18 protein-coding genes are annotated in these 19645 nt (G+C 53.7%); all 18 read left to right on the forward strand.

The features are described 5' to 3' along the window. Window positions 1-145 precede the first annotated feature (145 nt). The 18 genes from NGM28_RS13785 to wbjC all read left to right on the forward strand — a co-directional run bounded on the left by NGM28_RS13785 (window position 146) and on the right by wbjC (window position 19624). Window positions 146-1432, forward strand: a complete 1287-nt coding sequence (locus NGM28_RS13785) for a Wzz/FepE/Etk N-terminal domain-containing protein (RefSeq protein ID WP_252090516.1) — start codon at window positions 146-148, stop codon at window positions 1430-1432. Between the two features lie 283 nt (window positions 1433-1715). After that, entirely contained in the window at window positions 1716-3029 is a 1314-nt protein-coding gene (gene wbpA, locus NGM28_RS13790) for a UDP-N-acetyl-D-glucosamine 6-dehydrogenase (RefSeq protein ID WP_252090517.1), read from the forward strand. A gap of 45 nt (window positions 3030-3074) precedes the next feature. After that, window positions 3075-4025, forward strand: a complete 951-nt coding sequence (locus tag NGM28_RS13795) for a Gfo/Idh/MocA family oxidoreductase (protein ID WP_240065964.1) — start codon at window positions 3075-3077, stop codon at window positions 4023-4025. Window positions 4026-4102: 77 nt separating this feature from the next. After that, window positions 4103-5968 carry an acyltransferase family protein gene (locus tag NGM28_RS13800; protein WP_252090518.1) on the forward strand — a complete coding sequence of 622 codons (1866 nt, stop codon included), beginning with the start codon at window positions 4103-4105 and terminating at the stop codon, window positions 5966-5968. Beyond that, window positions 5968-6567 (forward strand): acyltransferase, encoded by a 600-nt coding sequence (locus NGM28_RS13805; RefSeq protein WP_286088999.1) that lies wholly within the window; start codon window positions 5968-5970, stop codon window positions 6565-6567. The genes NGM28_RS13800 and NGM28_RS13805 overlap by 1 nt, the downstream gene beginning before the upstream one ends. Beyond that, window positions 6560-7648, forward strand: coding sequence for a DegT/DnrJ/EryC1/StrS family aminotransferase (locus NGM28_RS13810; RefSeq protein WP_240065967.1), 1089 nt, complete (start codon window positions 6560-6562; stop codon window positions 7646-7648). The genes NGM28_RS13805 and NGM28_RS13810 overlap by 8 nt, the downstream gene beginning before the upstream one ends. Beyond that, window positions 7645-8910 (forward strand): lipopolysaccharide biosynthesis protein, encoded by a 1266-nt coding sequence (locus tag NGM28_RS13815; RefSeq protein WP_252090520.1) that lies wholly within the window; start codon window positions 7645-7647, stop codon window positions 8908-8910. Before NGM28_RS13810 ends, NGM28_RS13815 begins: the two co-directional genes overlap by 4 nt. Before the next feature lie 9 nt (window positions 8911-8919). After that, window positions 8920-9474: a GNAT family N-acetyltransferase gene (locus NGM28_RS13820; RefSeq protein WP_240065969.1), complete on the forward strand. Its 555-nt coding sequence runs from the start codon at window positions 8920-8922 to the stop codon at window positions 9472-9474. Continuing rightward, window positions 9471-10439 (forward strand): GNAT family N-acetyltransferase, encoded by a 969-nt coding sequence (locus NGM28_RS13825; protein WP_240065970.1) that lies wholly within the window; start codon window positions 9471-9473, stop codon window positions 10437-10439. Before NGM28_RS13820 ends, NGM28_RS13825 begins: the two co-directional genes overlap by 4 nt. Beyond that, complete coding sequence (locus NGM28_RS13830; protein WP_252090521.1) at window positions 10388-11782, forward strand: polysaccharide deacetylase family protein; 1395 nt, start codon at window positions 10388-10390, stop codon at window positions 11780-11782. Before NGM28_RS13825 ends, NGM28_RS13830 begins: the two co-directional genes overlap by 52 nt. 16 nt (window positions 11783-11798) lie before the next feature. Further along, on the forward strand, window positions 11799-13154 hold the full coding sequence (locus tag NGM28_RS13835; protein ID WP_240065972.1) for a hypothetical protein: 1356 nt from the start codon (window positions 11799-11801) through the stop codon (window positions 13152-13154). A 98-nt stretch (window positions 13155-13252) separates the two neighbouring features. After that, window positions 13253-13759 (forward strand): CatB-related O-acetyltransferase, encoded by a 507-nt coding sequence (locus NGM28_RS28685; protein ID WP_353620521.1) that lies wholly within the window; start codon window positions 13253-13255, stop codon window positions 13757-13759. Next, complete coding sequence (locus tag NGM28_RS13845; protein ID WP_240065973.1) at window positions 13756-14898, forward strand: glycosyltransferase family 4 protein; 1143 nt, start codon at window positions 13756-13758, stop codon at window positions 14896-14898. Before NGM28_RS28685 ends, NGM28_RS13845 begins: the two co-directional genes overlap by 4 nt. Window positions 14899-14911: 13 nt before the next feature. Continuing rightward, entirely contained in the window at window positions 14912-16048 is a 1137-nt protein-coding gene (locus NGM28_RS13850; RefSeq protein WP_240065974.1) for an N-acetyl sugar amidotransferase, read from the forward strand. Continuing rightward, window positions 16045-16659 (forward strand): imidazole glycerol phosphate synthase subunit HisH, encoded by a 615-nt coding sequence (hisH, locus tag NGM28_RS13855; RefSeq protein WP_240065975.1) that lies wholly within the window; start codon window positions 16045-16047, stop codon window positions 16657-16659. Before NGM28_RS13850 ends, hisH begins: the two co-directional genes overlap by 4 nt. Before the next feature lies 1 nt (window position 16660). Then, window positions 16661-17443, forward strand: a complete 783-nt coding sequence (locus NGM28_RS13860) for an AglZ/HisF2 family acetamidino modification protein (protein ID WP_275679354.1) — start codon at window positions 16661-16663, stop codon at window positions 17441-17443. Window positions 17444-17473: 30 nt separating this feature from the next. Next, the gene (locus NGM28_RS13865) at window positions 17474-18508 is read left to right on the forward strand and encodes a polysaccharide biosynthesis protein (RefSeq protein ID WP_213660067.1); all 1035 of its coding nucleotides are present in this window, start codon (window positions 17474-17476) and stop codon (window positions 18506-18508) included. 3 nt (window positions 18509-18511) lie between these two features. After that, on the forward strand, window positions 18512-19624 hold the full coding sequence (wbjC, locus tag NGM28_RS13870; protein ID WP_252090522.1) for a UDP-2-acetamido-2,6-beta-L-arabino-hexul-4-ose reductase: 1113 nt from the start codon (window positions 18512-18514) through the stop codon (window positions 19622-19624). Window positions 19625-19645: the final 21 nt, after the last annotated feature.

The raw sequence follows: 19645 nt of genomic DNA on the forward strand, positions 1-19645 counted from the left end.
GTGCTGGCACTTTGATAAGGCAGCTGTCACAATACTGCCTTTTTCAGTGTGTGCCGGGGCATGGAAGTTCCACTGAGTGGGGGTGGCCAGATGACGTGGCTGCCTTTCCTGTTCCCTCCCCCCCTCTCCAGCAGGCAGGTGTGCCGTGACCAGCATCGTCCCTATTCCATCCTCAGCCAATCATGATGACGTCGATTTACTTGCGTTGCTCCAGTCGTTCTGGCGCCAGGCGAAATTGATCGGAGTTGTTACAGTCCTTTGTGCGCTGATCGCCGGCATCTACTCGCTCAAAATGACACCTGTGTATCAAGTCAGCACGGTTTTGCGCCCGGCCTCCTTGAATGGCCTGGACGAGTTAAATCTAACAAAAATATACCATTTACCACCGGATGAGGCATTGAAACGGCTGGCGGTGTCGCTGGAGTCGTATGACACGCGACTGGGCTATTTTCGCTCTAATTCAGCGTTGCAGGCATCCATGATGGAGCCTGGCTTTACGCTTGAGCAGGCCTTTGAGAAGTTTAATTCCAATGCCCTTCAGCTAACGGCACCAGTCATTAAGGAGGGGGATGCTTCCAAGGCATTCATTCGCATGGATATGCAATATCCAGCCGGTCTGGATGGTAAGTCTGTTCTCAATGGTTTGGTGCAATACGCCATTGATCGTGAACGGCGGCGGATTGCTGAAGATTTACAGACTCTTGTGCAGAACCGTATTCAAGTAGCGGACGCGAAGTTGGAAAACGCACGGGAAATGTATTCGACTGACAAGCAGCAGCAGATCGCTGTGTTACTCGAGGCCGATGCGCTCAGCCGCGCTCAGCTCTCCGATGAGTTGCGAGGCTTGCGCCTCCAGCTGAAGTTGCGTCGTGAGAATCGTATCGCCGAGCTCGGTGAAGCGATTTCTATTGCGCGCTCGTTGGGGCTGAAGCGACCCTCAACACCTTCTAGCCTGGAGGAGGGCAGTGTGGGTGCCGGGGGGAATGTCATTCGCACGGAAATCAATAATCAGCTCATCCCGCTATATTTCATGGGTACGGACGCGCTGGAGGCGGAGCAGCGAGCGCTCAGCAAGCGCACCTCTGACGACTTCAGTGAACCTCGTATTGCACAGATTCGAGAAAAGCTTGCCATCCTGGAAACTAACCGGAAGGTTCAGATTCTCAAGGGGCGTGAGAACGAAGAGCTGTTTCTAAGGGATGTCGAGCAGGTGCGGGCTGAGCGAAGTAGGCTGAGTCTTATTCGCACGGATATGAGCGCCTTGCAGCTCGTCAGTGTAGATCGTCTGGCAGTAGAGCCGTTACGTCCCGTCAAGCCGGACTTCAAGGTGTTCGTCATGATGGGGGCGGTGGCGGGCTTTGTGCTAGGGCTTCTGATTGCGGCTTTGCGTTACATGTTGGTCTTGCGTCCACTGTTGGCGAGAGCTGTGTAGGAAAGTAGGCGTAGTACGATATCGCCAGGTGGCACGCAGGCGCTTGGCGTGAGCCGTTGATGTGTGTGGCGGGGGCGGGTGACCTCATATTGCCATCAAGTGGAGTGGTTTGCGTTGCCCTAGCCGAATGTAGCTACTTGAGCAGGCAGCGGGTATGATCGCATCACTGGTGCACAGGGGGCGGTGCGTTCCCGTCTTGCGGATTTTCAGAGGCCTTTGAGTGATTTTGGTGCTGGAAGTCGATGCTTAAAATTGGGTCGGTTCTTAACTTTGGAGAATAAGGATGTCGCTGCAGAAGCAGGTCAGCGTAGAGAAGTTTAAAAGTAAGCGAGCGAAGCTCGGAATTGTTGGGCTCGGTTACGTTGGCTTGCCGCTGATGCTTCGTTATAACGCTATCGGCTACAATGTGCTGGGTATCGATATTGATGAAAGCAAGGTAGAGCGCCTCAATGCCGGGCAGAGTTACATTGAGCATATCGCTGCCGAGAAAGTACTTGCCGCGCGCCAGTCGGGCTTCGAGGCGACCACAGACTTCTCTCGCGCTTCTGAGTGCGATGCGTTAATTCTCTGCGTTCCGACGCCGCTGAATAAATATCGCGAACCCGATATGAGTTTCGTCATCAACACCACTGATGCACTGAAACCTTATGTCCGTAGCGGGCAAGTGATTTCTCTGGAAAGCACTACTTATCCAGGTACCACGGAAGAAGAGTTGCTCCCGCGTATTCAGGAAAGTGGGCTGGTCGTTGGTGAAGACATTTTCCTCGTCTACTCACCTGAGCGTGAAGATCCAGGTAATCCTGATTTTGAAACGAGGACGATCCCCAAGGTGATTGGTGGCCATACGCCTGCCTGCCTTGAAGTGGGTATCGCGCTGTACGAACAGGCGATTGATCGCGTGGTTCCAGTCAGTTCCACGAAGGCAGCGGAGATGACCAAGCTGCTGGAGAATATCCACCGTGCGGTGAACATCGGCCTGGTCAACGAAATGAAGATTGTCGCTGACCGCATGGGTATCGACATCTTCGAAGTTGTCGATGCTGCGGCGACCAAGCCCTTTGGCTTCACCGCATACTACCCTGGCCCGGGGTTGGGCGGTCACTGCATTCCTATCGATCCCTTCTACCTGACATGGAAGGCTCGTGAGTATGGGTTGCACACTCGTTTCATCGAACTTTCCGGTGAGGTCAACCAGGCGATGCCTGAGTACGTTGTCGGCAAGCTCATGGATGGCCTCAATGATCAAGGCAAGCCGCTCAAGGGAAGCAAGGTGCTTGTGCTTGGCATCGCTTACAAAAAAAACGTGGATGACATGCGAGAGTCTCCCTCTGTGGAGATCATGGAGCTGTTGGAAGCCAAAGGTTGCGATATCGCCTATAGCGACCCCCATGTTCCCGTTTTCCCGAAAATGCGGGAGCATCATTTTACATTGAGCAGTGAGCCAGTAACGGCACAGAATTTGGCGCGCTTCGATGCCGTCGTGCTTGCTACAGATCACGATAAGTTTGATTACAAACTGATCAGTGACAACTGCAAGTTGATCGTGGATAGCCGTGGCAAGTATCGGCAGCCAGCAGCTCATATTATTAAAGCCTGACAATGTTTCTGGGCGGGTTTCCGCCCAGTTGCCAAGGATAGAATGATGAAGAAGTTTGCGTTGATTGGTGCGGCCGGTTACATCGCGCCTCGACATATGCGTGCAATCAAAGACACCGGGAACGAACTGGTTTCGGGCTATGATATCAATGATTCTGTCGGGATCATTGATAGCATCTCCCCACAAAGTGAATTCTTTACCGAGTTCGAGCGGTTCCTCGAGCATGCTTACCGTCTGCGCCGCGATCCGGCGACAGCCTTGGACTACGTGGCTGTGTGCTCGCCAAACTACCTCCATCAATCCCATATCGCCGCTGGTTTGCGCCTGGGGTGTGACGTGATATGCGAGAAGCCGTTGGTGCCCAGTGCCGCGGCGCTTGATGAACTCGCTGAAGTTGAGCGGGAAACGGGTAGGCGGGTGTTTAATATTCTGCAGTTGCGGCATCATCAGGCGATACTCGATCTTAAGGAAAAGGTGGCCGAGCAGAAACAGGCAGCTAAGCATGAAGTCGAGCTGACCTATATTACGTCGCGCGGCAAATGGTACATGGAAAGCTGGAAAGGCGATCCGCGTAAATCGTTTGGCGTGGCCACCAATATCGGCGTTCACTTCTACGATATGTTGCACTTTGTATTCGGGCGGCTGGTGAATAATGTTGTTCACTATGCAAATGATTACAAGGCGGCGGGCTACCTCGAGTATGAAAAGGCGCGGGTAAAGTGGTTCCTTTCGATCGATGCCAATGACCTTCCTGACTCGGTGAAAGGCAAGAAGCCGACCTATCGCTCGATCACCGTGGACGGGCAGGAAATCGAGTTTTCCGAAGGTTTCACTGACTTGCATACCACCAGCTATAAAGAAATTCTGGCGGGGCGGGGCTATGGGATCGAGGACGCACGGCATTGCGTTGAAACCGTGGAATATATTCGTTCTGCGCCAATTCAAGTCGCGTCTGCGGATCAGGCTCATCCGATGCTGGCCTCGCTGAGAGGCTGAGGCGAATGCTCGGCACGTTTGGTTGAAGGTCGGTAATGTATAGTGATTGGCTGTGGGTTTGAGTGGTGAATATAAACGTGTTCAGCAATGGTCAGCTTCGGACCGCACAGCCAATCAATGCAATCCTGCATGGCAGCTATCGCTATGATGTGCAGGGGCTGCGCGCGATCGCCGTGCTTGCCGTGATATTGTTCCATGTTGATAAACAGTGGCTGCCTGCCGGTTTCCTAGGCGTTGACATGTTTTTTGTCATCTCTGGGTTTATTATTACGCCGATCATAATGCGTCATGAAGGCAAGCGCTTCTGGCTCGATTTCTATTGGGGACGAGTCCGTCGTATCGTGCCAGCCTTTCTGGCGATGGCGATGCTGGTGGGTGTGACGGCCGCTGTATTTTTTATTGGCCAAGATTTCAAAGTCTTTTCAGAAAGTCTGAAATACGCGCTATTGTTTTCTTCCAATCACTATTTCTCCGAGTTCGGCAGCTATTTCGCTCCGGCGGCGCACGAACTTCCGCTCTTGCATACGTGGTCACTGGCCATCGAGATGCAATTCTATCTGTTGATGCCATGCTTGATCGTGCTCATCCCGCGCCGCTGGTGGTTGCCGGCACTGGCCGCGATTGCATTGGGGTTCACGCTGCAGGCTGAGTATCGATTGAGTCTGCCGGGTGAGCAGGCGCGTGTTTATTTCTCACTGCTATCCAGGGTCCCCGAATTCATGGTGGGGGCTTGTCTGGCAATTTCCTCGCTGGGTGAGGCTTGGACGGTGCGGAAAGCCAATGTGATTGCGGGGCTCGCCTTGCTCTCATTGTTCTGTTGCTTCTTTTTATTGGAGGCCGGACATTTTCCAGGAGGGCTTGCGCTGTTGCCATGCGTTGCTACCGCCATGTTGATTGCCGCCAGAAAAAGTCGCGTTTCTGCTTGGATATCTGCACCTGTACTGGTCTGGTTGGGGGCCATTTCATACTCCCTGTATCTGTGGCATTGGCCGGTTCTGGCCTTCATTCGATACTGGAGCGGCAACTATCACTTGAGCATGCTGCAACTGCTCTTGTTTTTCGTCTTGACGCTGTGGCTTGCTTGCCTGTCTTACTACTTTATTGAAGTTCCGCTGCGCAGGCCGGGAGCGTGGCAGCGTATCTGCGCTGTTGCGGTGGTAGCCGTGATCGCAATGTTTGGCTTCGCGCCGGTATTGAATAGTCAGATCGATAAACCATTGCCTGTGGCGTTGACTCGTTACGCGCCAGCGGAGCAAATCTGCCACGGACAGATGGTTGGCCTGTGCACTCGCGGTGACCCGGCGCGAGCAGTGCAGGCTTTGGTCATTGGTGATAGCCATGCGGCACAGTTGAACTACTTCTTCGATGCAGCGGGCAAGCAGCAGGGCTTTTCAGTAAAAGTTGTCAGTGCCAGCAACTGTGTGCCCATTCCGGGTTTCGATGTTGAGCGCATCCCCAGTTATTCCCAGCATGATTGTGAAACTCAAATTCAGGCGGTCCTGCCACTTCTGGATCAAGTGGATACGATTTTTGTCGCGGGCATGTGGCAATGGCAGTCCCAGAGCCAGGCATTTGTGGACGCTCTTTCCCGGTTTTTGAGTGCAATGTCTGGCCAGGGCAAGCGCGTGGTCGTCCTGGCTCAAATTCCAATGTTCGAGGTTAATGTCCAGCGGATGAAGCGCTTTGCGGCCTTGGGTTTGGAGCTGGCGCCTGAACAGGAAAGAAGCTGGCGGTCCTCCAATCGGACTATTGCGGGCGTGGTGGGGCAAGTCGCGGGCGCAGAGTTTCTGGACTTCTCAGATTCAGGATTTTTTAAGGATGCACCCTATGAGCATGGCGTGCTGATGTATCTGGATAATCATCACCTAAATGAGGTCGGTGCGTTTCGTTATGGAGAAATGGCCGGTCCAACCCTGGCAAAGCTGATTGGGCCTATCAAATGATGGAAAAGCTTATGTACGACAAGCATCCGAGCGCAATAGTTGATCCTGGTGCGCAGATTGGTGAAGGCTCAAGGATTTGGCACTTCGTTCATGTTTGTGCTGGCGCTGTTATTGGCAAGGGTGTCTCTCTCGGGCAAAACGTGTTCGTTGGGAACAAAGTGATCATTGGTGATAACTGCAAGATACAAAACAATGTCTCGGTCTATGATAATGTGACGCTTGAAGAAGGCGTGTTTTGCGGGCCGAGCATGGTGTTTACCAATGTCTACAACCCTCGTTCCCTGATTGAGCGAAAAAATGAGTACCGTAATACGCTGGTCATGCGTGGGGCAACGCTCGGTGCCAACTGCACGATCGTGTGTGGTGTAACTATTGGTGAGTTCGCCTTTGTCGGGGCGGGGGCGGTAGTTAATAAGGATGTGCCGCCCTATGCCCTGATGGTCGGAGTGCCCGCTCGGCAGATTGGCTGGATGAGTGAGTACGGAGAGCAGTTGAACCTGCCCTTGACCGGTGAGGGTCAGGTTCAGTGTATACACTCTGGCATGCGCTATGTTCTTTCTAATGGGCGTGTAATTAAACAAGGAGAGCAGCATGATTGAGTTTATCGACCTGAAGGCTCAACAGCAGCGTTTGCAGCCTGCCTTGGACTTGGCAATCCAGCGGGTCCTTGCTCATGGGCAATATATTCTGGGGCCTGAAGTTTCCGAGTTGGAGTCAGCATTGGCGCAGTATGTGGGTGCGAAGCACTGCATCACCTGTGCCAATGGCACGGACGCGCTGCAAATTGCCCAGATGGCGTTGGGTATCGGGCCTGGCGATGAGGTTATCACTCCTGGTTTTACTTACATCGCTACTGCCGAGACTGTGGCGCTCCTGGGGGCAAAACCAGTATATGTTGACGTCGATCCGAAAACTTACAACTTGGCCCCGGCGTTGCTAGAGGCTGCGATTACACCGCGCACTAAGGCAATCATCCCCGTTTCGTTGTATGGGCAGTGTGCAGATTTCGAAGCGATTAACGCGATTGCCGAGAAGTATGGCTTGCCCGTAATTGAGGACGCCGCCCAGAGCTTTGGTGGGGTTTATAATGGTGTACGCTCCTGTAACTTGAGTACCATCGCCTGTACCAGTTTCTTCCCAAGTAAGCCGTTGGGTTGCTATGGTGATGGTGGTGCGATATTCACCAACGATGACGATTTGGCGCTGATTATTCGTCAAATTGCCCGGCACGGTCAGGATCGGCGATATCACCATGTCCGGGTCGGCGTAAATAGTCGCCTGGATACTCTCCAGGCTGCGATTCTGCTCGAGAAACTCGCAATTTTCGATGAGGAACTCGATCATCGCCTGCGAGTGGCTCGTGAATATGATCGGCGCTTTGAGTCCATGGGGATGAATATTCCTTTCGTCGACCCTCGGTGCCAGAGCGCTTATGCTCAATATACACTTCGAGTTGAAAATCGTGATGCCTTCCAGTGCAATATGAAAGCATTGGGTGTCCCAACTGTAGTGCATTATCCTATCCCTCTGAATCGCCAGCCTGCCGTCGCTGACACCAGTAAGTCGCTGCCGGTCGGGGATCAGATTGCAGAGCAAGTTGTGAGCTTGCCGATGCACCCATACCTGAGTCAGGAACAGCAGGATTTCATCGTGGAACAGGTTGGGAAAAGCCTTCAGTGATCAAGGCGCTTATTCCCAAGTCCTCGTTTGCTCGTAATGTGCTTACCTTGATGACGGGCACCACCTTTGCGCAAGCGGTGCCCGTTCTGGTTAGCCCAGTGCTGACGCGCATGTACTCACCTCAGGAGTTTGGTGTTTTTGCATTTTATCTGGCGCTCGTGTCCATCCTGGCGGTGCTCGCCACGGGGCGCTATGAGCTGGCAATTATGGTGCCCAGGCGTGATAGAAGTGGCGCGGCTATAACCCTTTTGGCGCTTGCCGTGTCATTGGTTTTTTGCGTAGTCATTTTCCTGGTTGTTTTGCTGTTTGGGCGTGATATTGCAAAACTCTGTAATATGTCTGATCACTATCAGATATTTTATTGGGTGCCTGTGAGTGTCGCGTTCATGGCCGGCTATCAAGCGCTCAATTATTGGTGCAATCGAATCGGTTACTATCGTCCGATGGCGATGGCGCGTATTTCACAAAGTATCTCGATGTCCACTGTTCAGGTCGGTGCCGGACCTCTGGGAGGCGGAGTATTTGGGCTGTTGGGTGGAGGTGTTGTCGGGCATTTTTCTGCGTTTGCTTTTCTCCTTTTGAGGGTCCGGCGTTCAGACGGGCGCGTGTTCCGGCGCTGCCGCGCTCCTCTTTTGCGAGCGGTCGCAAGGCGCTATGTCGACTTTCCGAAATACCTCATTGTTGCCCACAGTTTGAATATGGCATCCTTCCAGGCGCCGGTTATCGTCCTGGGTGCACTTTTTACCAGTAGCGTCTCTGGGTTTTTCATGTTGACACAACGTGTTGTGGGGGCGCCCATGAGCATTGTGGCAAGTGCGATTGGCGATGTATTCAGGCAGCAGGCTGGGCGGATGTATGCTGAGCATGGGCAGTGTCGAGAGATTTACGTAGGCACATTCAAGCGATTGTTGAGCATCGCTGTTCCCGCGTTCATTGTGTTTTTCCTCGTTGCACCTAGTTTGTTTGCGCTTGTGTTTGGCGAGCAATGGAGGGTGTCGGGGGATTATGCTAGAGTCCTCACGCCTATGTTTTTCTTTCAGTTTATAACCAGTCCGTTGAGTTCAATGTATATGCTGGCTCAGCGGCAGCGCCTCGACTTGCTTTGGCAGAGTGGGCTCTTTCTATTGACAGGGCTTTCGTTCGTCATGGCCTTTGTGTTTGATAGCGTTGAAGTTGGCTTGTATTGCTACTCCGCCAGCTATAGCTTCATGTACGCCGTCAATGGTGTTTTGTCCTATCGACTGGCCAAGGGCTGGCACTGAGGTGGAGGCATGAATATTAAGAACGTTAAGGAACTTTGTATTTCTTTGTTTGCGGAACTGCGAGCTGCCGTGGCATTCAGGGCGATCCCTGCTTCGGTGGAAGGCCCGTTTATTCTGAGGGGATTCAAGTGGCGTGATTTTTCCAGCGTGCGCCGAATCTATCGTGAGCTCAATCCAGAGGGGCGGTTGTCTTGGCTGCGTCTGGTTATCGGGCTCTTATCCTACCGCAAATTGCTTCTCGTTATCGAAAACGCCCATCGTGAGATCGTGGGTATTGAACTTTTCTATTTCAATGCTCGGGACGTTTCAGAGGCAACGGTGCATGAGGGGTTTATAGGCGTTTCCGAAGCCTGCCGCGGTTTGGGGTTGGCAACCAAAATGCGTATTGCCGCCAAGGGGCACTTCAAGCGCAATGGGTTGGCCGGTATTTCGACCAGGATTGCTCAGGACAATCCCGCGTCGCTTCTGTCTGCGTTGAAATCTGGATTCGAAATCGTAGAAACCCACGCATCGAATAATGTTGAGAACCATTACATGGTTTGCAGTCTTGGAGACAATAAGTGACATCTTTGCGAGAGCGGTATCGTCAACTTTGTGAGGCTGAATCCACTGTTCCATTATTCAGCCAGTCGTGGTGGCTTGATGCTGTCGCAGGGGATGCCTGGGATGTTGTTTTTTGTGAAAAGAAAGGTGTCGTGCTAGGGAGTATGCCTTTTGTTTTGAAGAAGAAAGGCATTTTCACCTTGTTGGCTATGCCTTCGTTGACTCAGCATCTGGGGCCTTGGATTCGACCAGTCGAAGGCAAGATGTCAAAACGCTTGGCCTACGAAAAGGATGTCCTGGCGGATTTGGCGGAAACAATTCTTGCGCGGCGCTTCGCCTATTTTGACTCCAATTGGTCACATGCCAAGACAAACTGGCTTCCCTTCTATTGGGCTGGTTTCAAGCAAACAACCCGTTACACCTATGTGCTGGAAGATCTTTCGAGTACTGATGTTTTATGGGATCATCTTCAGGAAAACGTGCGCAGAGAAGTCAGGAAAGCAGAAGGACGGTTCAATCTTCGTGTGCGAGATGATCTAGGGGTCGATGAGTTCCTAAAACTGAACAATCTCGTGTTCCAGCGCCAAGGCATGCAACTCCCCTATACCGAGGACTTGGTCAGACGTATTGATGCTGCATGCGCTGAGCGAGGCTGCAGGACTATTCTGATTGCTGAAGATGCAGAGGGGCGACGGCATGCGGGTGTGTATATCGTCTGGGATGAGCACAGTGCCTATTACCTGATGGGGGGCGGTGACCCGGAGTTGCGCAATAGTGGCGCGACCAGTCTTTGCATGTGGGAAGCCATCAAGAGGGCCAGCGCCGTGACGAAAGCGTTCGATTTTGAAGGTTCGATGATCGAGCCTGTTGAGCGGTTCTTTCGCGGCTTTGGCGCAACCCAAGTGCCATACTTCTCCGTCACCAAGACCAACTCGTGGCTGCTGAAGGGGTATTTCTTCCTTCAGGACTTGAGGGCGCGCACGTGATGGCCGGCCATGGTTGGCCGAATCTGGCGATCTTGCGATGGCTGGAGTCACTGCTCGGTGAGCGTTTTGGCCTGGAGGTAGTGTTGACGCGGCAGGGAGGCAGGCTCCACCTGTCCCTGCCGGGGCGGCCAGGTTGCATTGATTTTGCGGTCAATGATTCGGACCTTGCGGGCAGTATTCCGGTGGCCTCTTGGCCTGCCAAAGAAGAAGGTTGGCAACCTGTCTGGCTCGATGAGTTGAAAGCGCCCGGCGTATCGTCCTTGCGTTCGCCGCTGATCGTCCAGACTCCGGAAGGAATGGACGTCGATTATGACGTGTTGGGTTTCGTCTATTGGATGCTTGCGCGGTGCGAGGAAGTGACGTCTGGCGTGATGGATGAGCATGGTCGATTTCCTGCACGCGCATCTCACGCATTTCAGCAGGGTTATCATGATCGCCCGATCGTTGATGAGTGGTTGGCGCTGCTCGGGCAGATGATTTGCCGGCAATGGGACGTTACGGTCAGCCAGCGTCCGTTCACGGTGCTTGTCTCGCATGATGTGGACGAGCCCAGTCGTTATGCTTTTCGTTCCTTCAAGGGGTTGATCAGGGCCATGGGGGGGGACCTGCTGCGGCGTAAAAACCCGCTCGCTGCCCTGAGAGCGCCATGGCTGAAGTTGGCCAGCCGACGACGTATCAGCACCCTGGATCCGAGCAATACGTTTGACTGGTTAATGGCCGAGTCGGAACGGCGCGGCATGGTCAGTGCGTTCTATTTTATTTGTGGGCGAACCGACCCAGGGAAAGATGCCGATTACGAGATCGAGCATCCCGCCATGCGTTCATTGTTACGGGAGATTCATGGGCGTGGGCATGAAATAGGGTTGCACCCTAGTTATGGCACGTTCCTTTCGCCTGATGCGCTTGAGTTGGAAGCTGCTCGCCTGCGGCAGGTCTGTGCTGAGGAGGGCGTCCTCCAAGCGCAATGGGGTGGGCGTATGCACTTCCTCCGCTGGCGGCATCCGATTACCTTGAATGCCTGGGAGCAAGCGGGAATGGCCTATGACAGCACGTTGGGCTATGCAGAGCTGCCAGGTTTCCGCTGCGGGACATGCCACGAATATCAGGCCTTTGATCCGGTCGCGCTGCGGCCTTTGAACCTGCGCATTCGTCCGCTGATTGTCATGGATGTTACGTTGCTCAGTAGCAGCTACCTGGGATTGGCGGAAGAAGAGGCTTACCAGTTAAGTATGGGGTTGCGGGACGCCTGCAAGGCAGTGGGTGGTAATTTCACCTTGCTCTGGCATAACTCCAATCTTCAAAGTGTTGAAGAGCGCAGGCTCTACAGTCGCATATTGGGGTAGGTAGGACATGAATGTTATGCGTCAAAAACTGGACTCGTTGCGTGGTCTCTATCGAGTGCCGATGGCGCGCTTGATCTTGATCTCCTCCATTCTGTTATATGCCTTGTCGATCATGCTTGGGCAAGAGTGCTACCTGTCGGTTGAACATGCTTTTTGGGGTTTTAATGCCCCATCTTATGATCCTTTGAGCATAATGGTGATGGTGGGGCTGTTGGTGTTGCCTGCTACCTCGATGCCGCTTCGTTTCAATAGGGTATCATCGTTATTTATATATGCCTTGATGTTTTTTGTTTATGTGCCGGCGTTGGTGATTGGCACGCTGAATAGGGCTGACGCGTTAGATCGGTATTTTTTCCTGTTTCTCTCGTTTGCGCTGGGTGTATTTATATGTTCATTGCTTGTCCGGTCGGGCAAGGCACTCCCCGATACGAGTATGCCACCCTCCCGTCTCATGATTTCTATCGCTGTCGTAGGTGGCCTGGTTTGCTTTGTGAGCCTGTACAGTGTCTATCGAGACGTCATTTATTTTTCTGGCCTGAATGAGATTTATGCTCAGCGCGAGAAGGGGGCGGCGACATCATTGTTCATTGGCTATTGCCAAGTGTACTTGGCGTACTTCTTCTCGCCGATCTTGTTTGTCTATGGATTGTTGTATCGAAAATATTTTTTATTTGCGTTGGGCTTGGTTGGATTTGTTTTTACTTACATGATCACGGCTGAACGGACGGTCATCTTGTTACCTGTAATGCTCTGGGGTGTGGCCAGAGCCTTTCGTACGTTCGGGTATGGGGTGGCGAGCGCATCCGGGCTCTTTCTGCTCGGGGCGTTGTTGGTGACGATGATTTCGTTGTTTTTCCAGGATGTTGGTGTTCTGTCCCAGTTAGGCTTGTACATTTTCATGCGGCTCATCGCGATTCCAGGGTTGTTCGTGACTCAGTACTTTGATCTGTTTTCAGAGCAAGGCTTCACCCACTGGTCACACGTGTCCGTGATCGGCAGCATGATCGATGTCCCTGCAGCCTATGCGGCAGATGAGAAATGGCCTGCGCTGGGCAAGATTTTGGCAGAGCGAGTGTTGGGCATCGAGAGCCAGTCCAATGCGGGGTTCATTGCCACCGACGGTGTTGCGGCGTGGGGAAGTGCGGGTGTTTTCCTGGTGTGCATGCTCTATAGCGCCTGGTTGCTGGTGCTTGACAAGGTGTCCAGGGGGTGGAACAGATTGTTTCTGCTCACCGCCTTGTTTCCGCTGGCCTTTATTAGTGCAAACGGTTCACTTTTTACCATGATGACCTCCTTTGGTGGCGCATTGTGGGTGTTGCTTCTGTGGGTGGATAAATACAGATTTCGCTTTGCCGGGGGGAGGGTTCAATGATTGGATATATCTACTCGAGGCTCGTCAAGAAGGCGAGAGGGGTTGCGCGAGTTGACTCGGAAATTCCGAGTACCTCCAAAATCGAGTCGGGATGTACCGTGATTGCAAGTAATTTCGGTAATCACTCATTTTGTGGTTATGACTGCTCGTTTATACGCGTGTCTGTCGGAAGTTTCTGTTCCATTGCTAGTCGCGTTGTGGTTGGTGGTGCGCGCCATCCGATTGAATACGTCTCGACCAGTCCGGTATTTCTTGCGCATAAGGAAAGCATCAAGAAAAAGTTCTCTCGCCATGACTATCGTTGGGAACCGGTGACCACCATTGGGGATGATGTGTGGATCGGTGAAGGGGTTTACATCAAGGGCGGCGTGACGATCGGAACCGGTGCTGTCATTGGTATGGGCAGTGTAGTTACAAAAGATGTACCGCCTTACGCGATCTATGCGGGAAACCCTGCTCGGCTGATACGATATCGTTTCCCGGAGGCGATCATCGAGGGCTTGTTGGCGAGCCGTTGGTGGGAATACTCGGACGAGAAGTTGACAGAAAGTGCTGCGTTATTCACCGACCCTGAAGGGTTTTTGAAAAGTCAAGGGTTACTATGAAGATTCTGCACCTTTGCCTGTCCTGCTTTTATATTGACGGCTATCGTTACCAAGAGAATGAATTGGTGCGCGAGCATGTGGCAGCAGGGCATGACGTTCTCGTCGTCGCGTCCACCGAGACTTACGTTGATAACTTGTCACTGGGTTATATCAACCCAGGAGAGTACGTGGGGACTGATGGGGCTACTGTTATCCGGCTTCCGTATGCCGGGCCGTTCCCGTTTTTTGTCAAGAAAAAACTGAGGATACACACCGCGCTTGCCAGCCTTCTGGAAAAGTTCGCCCCCGATGTCATGGTTTTTCACGGGCTCTGTGGATGGGAGCTTCATACAGTCGCGCGTTATAAACGGGCCAACCCTCATGTCCGTCTGTATGTCGACAGTCATGAGGATGCCAACAACAGCGCCGTAGGGGCGCTGTCTAAACTGCTACATCGCTACTACTACCGGCCGATTATTCGACGTGCCTTGCCCTGGATCGACAAGGTCCTGTGCATCTCGCTTGAGACAATCGAGTTTTGCCGCAATCAGTACGGTATACCAGTCCAGGAGATGGAATTCTTCCCACTGGGTGGGCATATTGCCAGCGATGAGGAATATGGGGCCAACCGCAGTGAGGCCAGGGCTGCGCTGGGCTTGAGCGCGCAGAATATTGTATTCCTGCAATCGGGTAAGTTTGACGCCAAGAAGAAGCTCGTCGAGAGCCTTACCGCGTTTGCCTCTACCCGGAACGAGGATTTTCGTTTCTTCATCGTCGGTAAAGTGCATGACTCCGTCGCGAACGAGGTGGCTGCACTCTCGGCTGCGGATCCAAGGGTTCAGGCACTGGGTTGGAAAACCGCTGATGAGCTGTATCGGCTATTGTGCGCCGCTGATGTCTACGTTCAGCCGGGGAGTCAGTCTGCAACCATGCAGATGAGCCTTTGCGCCCGCAGGCCGGTCATCGTCGCCGACGTCCCCAGCCATGAGCCCTTTGTTAAGGGTAACGGCTGGGCTGTCACGGGGCAGGCCCAGCTGCAGGAGGCATTCATCGCGATCGAGACGGACCCGCTGATTCTGCGCCAAATGTCACAGCGTTCTTTGGAAATCGCATCGGACCTTTTAGACTATCGCCGCATGGCGAAGCGCCTCTTGGTTTAACCACGGAATTGATATGGCCCACTACCAGATTTGTACCCAGTGCATCATGGACACGCGTGACCCCAGGATCACGTTCGATGCGCATGGGGTCTGCGACTATTGCAACAACTTTCAGAGCACGATCAAGCCAAACTGGCACACCGACCAGCGTGGGGAAGCCGAGCTCATGGCGATGGCCGAGAAAATCAAGGCACATGGTCGAGGGAAGGACTTCGACTGCATCATCGGTCTGAGTGGAGGGCTGGACAGCTCCTATGCGGCTTATGTCGCCAAGGAGAAGATGGGGCTGCGCCCGTTGCTTTTCCATGTGGATGCGGGTTGGAACACCGACCAGGCGGTTGGCAACATCGAGAAGCTGGTCGATGGGCTTGGCCTGGACCTGTATACCGAGGTAGTCAACTGGGAGGAGATGAAGGACCTTCAGGTCGCGTTTCTTCGTTCCCAGATTGCCGACCAGGATCTGCCGCAGGATGCGGCCTTCTTCTCGGGGCTTTACAAATTTGCCCGCCAGCACCGTATCAAGTACGTCCTGACGGGCGCTAACTACTCTACTGAGTGCTGCCGGGAACCGGAGGAGTGGGGCGGTTACCCAGGGATCGACAAGACGCTGTTCAAGGATATTCACACCCGTTTCGGCTCTCGCCCACTGAAATCATTCCCGTTGACCGATATTCTGGTCTACAAGGTGCTTTACCAGCGTCTGCTGGGGATGCAAGTGGTCAAACCGTTGAACCTGGTACCGTACATCAAGAAAGAAGCCGAAGACACGCTGGAACAGCGGTTTGGCTGGAAGCGCTTCCAGCACAAGCACCACGAGTCACGCTTCACTCGCTTTTACGAAGACTACTGGATGCCGCGCAAATTTGGGTACGAGAAGCGTCGTGCACATTTTTCCAGCCTGATCATGACGGGGCAAATGACTCGGGACGCCGCACTCGAGCGTATTTCCAAGCCGGAACTGGACGAGAAATTCCTTACCAGTGAATTTGAGTACGTTGCCAACAAGCTGGACTTGACGGTCGAGCAGTTGCAAGAAATCTTCAACGGCACCAACAAGACGTATCACGACTACCGCAACAAGCGTTTCCTGATAGGCGTTGGTTCAAGGGTCATGAGCGCACTGGGCTTGGAGAGAAGGCTTTTCAGATGATCACTATCATCGATTACGGACTGGGCAATATCCATGCCTTCGTCAACATGTACAAGCGTCTGCATATACCGGTGAATGTGGCCAGCAGTGCAGATGGCCTGCGCGGCGCCGAACGTTTGATCCTGCCGGGCGTGGGTGCATTTGATCATGCCATGGAGCGTTTGAATGCTTCTGGCATGAGGCCCGCACTGGAAGAAATGGTTACCGAACGAAAAGTGCCGGTGTTGGGGATCTGTGTGGGCATGCAGATATTGGCGAAAAGCAGTGATGAGGGCACATTGCCCGGCCTTGGCTGGATCGATGGTACCGTGAAATCCTTTTCGTCAGCAGCAGGCCTGAAGGATCTACCGTTGCCGCACATGGGCTGGAATGATGTCCGGCCGAGACCGGGTGTCGGATTGTTCAAGGGAATGGAGAATGACGCCAGGTTCTACTTCCTGCATTCCTTCTACTTCGAATGCATGGAGACAAGCAGCGTTGCTGCTTCTGCCTCCTATGGCCAGGACTTCCATTGTGCGGTCGCACAAGGAAACATCATGGGAGTCCAGTTCCATCCAGAGAAGAGCCATCACTACGGCTCCAATCTTCTGAAGAACTTCGCGGAAATATGACATGCTCAGGCCGAGAATAATCCCTTGCCTTTTGATCCAAGACAGTGGTTTGGTCAAGACTGTGCGTTTCAAGGACGCAAAGTACGTTGGCGATCCAATCAATGCCGTCAAGATTTTTAATGAGAAGGAAGCTGACGAACTCATAGTGCTTGACATAGATGCTTCCATGAATGGCGTGGAGCCCAATTACAAGCAGATTGCGAACCTGGCCGCCGAGTGCCGTATGCCGCTTTGCTATGGGGGAGGGGTTCGTACGCCCGAGCAGGCGAGAAGGATTATCAGCCTCGGGGTGGAGAAAGTCGCGATCAGTTCGGCAGCACTGGAGGATCCGCTGTTGGTAACGCGTATTGCCGAGGAGGTTGGACGGCAAAGCGTGGTAGTCGTGCTGGATCACAAGAAGCGCTTGCTGGGGAGCACCCAGGACGTCTGGACTCATAATGGTACGCGTAATACCAAGCGCTCGGTGCTGGACGTTGCCGTGCAAATGGCGGAGTTGGGTGCCGGCGAGATCGTCATCAACTCGATCGACAACGATGGTCGGATGAAGGGCTACGACGTGGAGCTGGCGGCCAAATTGCGTCAGTCTGTGAAAATTCCGATCACTATCCTGGGCGGTGGCGGCTCGCTCGACGACATGCACAAGGTCATCGCGAAGTGTGGCGTTGTTGGCGTCTCAGCAGGTAGCTTCTTCGTCTTCAAGGGGCCGTATCGGGCAGTCCTGATCAGCTACCCGAGCACCCAGCAAAAGGACGACATCATCTTTTCGGCACTGCAGCCTCGTTGAAGGTGTAGGGCTCCGACCTTAGGATTTCTTATGTTTACCGGCAAAACACTCCTCATCACTGGCGGTACGGGTTCATTTGGCAACGCCGTGCTCAAGCGTTTTCTCAATACCGATATCGGCGAAATTCGCATCTTCAGTCGTGATGAGAAAAAACAGGACGACATGCGCAAGCGCTATGCCAGTAGCAAGCTGAAGTTCTACATTGGTGATGTGCGTGATTACCAGAGCATCCTGAATGCCACTCGCGGTGTTGACTACATCTACCACGCCGCGGCGCTCAAGCAAGTGCCTTCGTGCGAGTTTCACCCTCTCGAAGCGGTGAAAACCAACGTGCTGGGTACCGAGAACGTGCTTGAGGCCGCCATCCAGAATGGTGTCAAGCGCGTGGTCTGCCTGAGCACTGACAAGGCCGTCTATCCCATCAATGCCATGGGTATTTCCAAAGCGATGATGGAAAAGGTGATGGTCGCCAAGTCGCGTAACGTCGACAGCAGCCGTACCGTCATTTGTGGTACTCGCTATGGCAATGTCATGGCTTCACGTGGCTCGGTGATTCCTTTGTTCATCGACCAGATCCGTGCAGGCAAGGCACTGACACTGACCGACCCGAGCATGACCCGGTTCATGATGACGCTGTCCGACGCTGTCGACCTGGTGCTGTTTGCCTTCGAGCATGGTGAAAACGGTGACCTGTTCGTGCAAAAAGCACCCGCCGCCACTGTGCAAACCCTGGCCGAAGCACTTACTCGCCTGGTCGGTAAACCGGAGCATCCGATTCAAGTCATTGGCACCCGACACGGCGAGAAGCTGTACGAGGCCCTGCTCAGCCGTGAAGAGATGGCCTGTGCCGAAGACATGGGCGACTACTTCCGCATACCGCCAGACCTGCGCGACCTGAACTACGCCAAGTTCGTCGAGCAGGGCGAGGAGAAGATCTCCCGTACCGAAGATTACAACTCCCACAACACCGAGCGTCTCGACGTCGAGGGCATGCAGCGCCTGCTGCTCAAGCTGGAGTTCATGCAGGCTATCCAGCGTGGTGAACACGCTGTTCCGGAGGAGTGATCGATGAATGTCCTGATCACCGGTGCTGATGGCTTCATTGGCAAGAACCTGCTGGTACACCTGCGCGAGCTCAAGGGTATCGTCATCGATACGTTCATCCGCAACGACGATGTGGCCACGCTGGCTGAAAAAGTCGGCAAGGCCGACTTCATCTTTCACTTGGCCGGTATCAATCGCCCGCAGGATCCGCAGGAATTCACCACCGGCAACGTCGATCTCACCCGTGCGCTGGCTGATGCCGTGCGCGTCGCTGGTCGCCATGTTCCGTTGCTGTATACCTCGTCGACCCAGGCCGCAGCTGACAATGTTTATGGCGTCAGCAAGCGAGGTGCCGAGGGCCTGTTGCAGGAGTTGCAGGCACAGACCGGCTCGCCGGTATACCTGTTCCGCCTGCCGAACGTGTTCGGCAAGTGGGCGCGCCCGAATTACAACTCGGCGGTAGCCACTTTCTGTCACAACATCGCCCGCGACCTGCCGATCCAGGTCAACGACCCAGCTGCGCGTATCAACCTGGTTTACATTGACGACGTGGTTCGCTGTTTCCTTGAAGTAATGCGTGGTGAACATGCAGGCGAAGCATTCGTTGAGGTACAGCCGCAGTACACTGCCAGTGTTGGCGAAATCGCCGAGCACCTGCACGCGTTCCGTGACAGCCGCAAGAGCCTGATCACCGAGCCGGTGGGTACCGGATTCATCCGCGCGTTGTACTCCACCTATGTCAGCTATCTTCCGCAGGAGCGCTTCACCTACGAAGTGCCCAGGTACGGTGATGAGCGTGGTGTGTTCGTCGAAATGCTCAAGACGGGCGACAGCGGCCAGTTCTCGTACTTCACCGCTCACCCTGGCGTGACCCGTGGCGGGCACTACCACCACACCAAGACCGAAAAATTCCTGGTCATCAAGGGTACGGCGAACTTCCGCTTCCGGCACATGGTGTCCGGCGAGTTCTACGAACTGCAGACCTGCGGTGCAAAACCGGTCATCGTCGAAACGGTTCCCGGTTGGACCCACGACATCACCAACGTTGGTGACGAGGAAATGGTTGTCATGCTGTGGGCCAACGAGATCTTTGATCGCGAGCTTCCCGACACCTACGCCAAGCCGTTGAATGCCTGAACGTCCAGCGCACAAGGAATC

The sequence above is a fragment of the Pseudomonas sp. MWU13-3659 genome (assembly GCF_023757525.1).
GTDB classification, from domain to species: domain Bacteria; phylum Pseudomonadota; class Gammaproteobacteria; order Pseudomonadales; family Pseudomonadaceae; genus Aquipseudomonas; species Aquipseudomonas entomophila_E.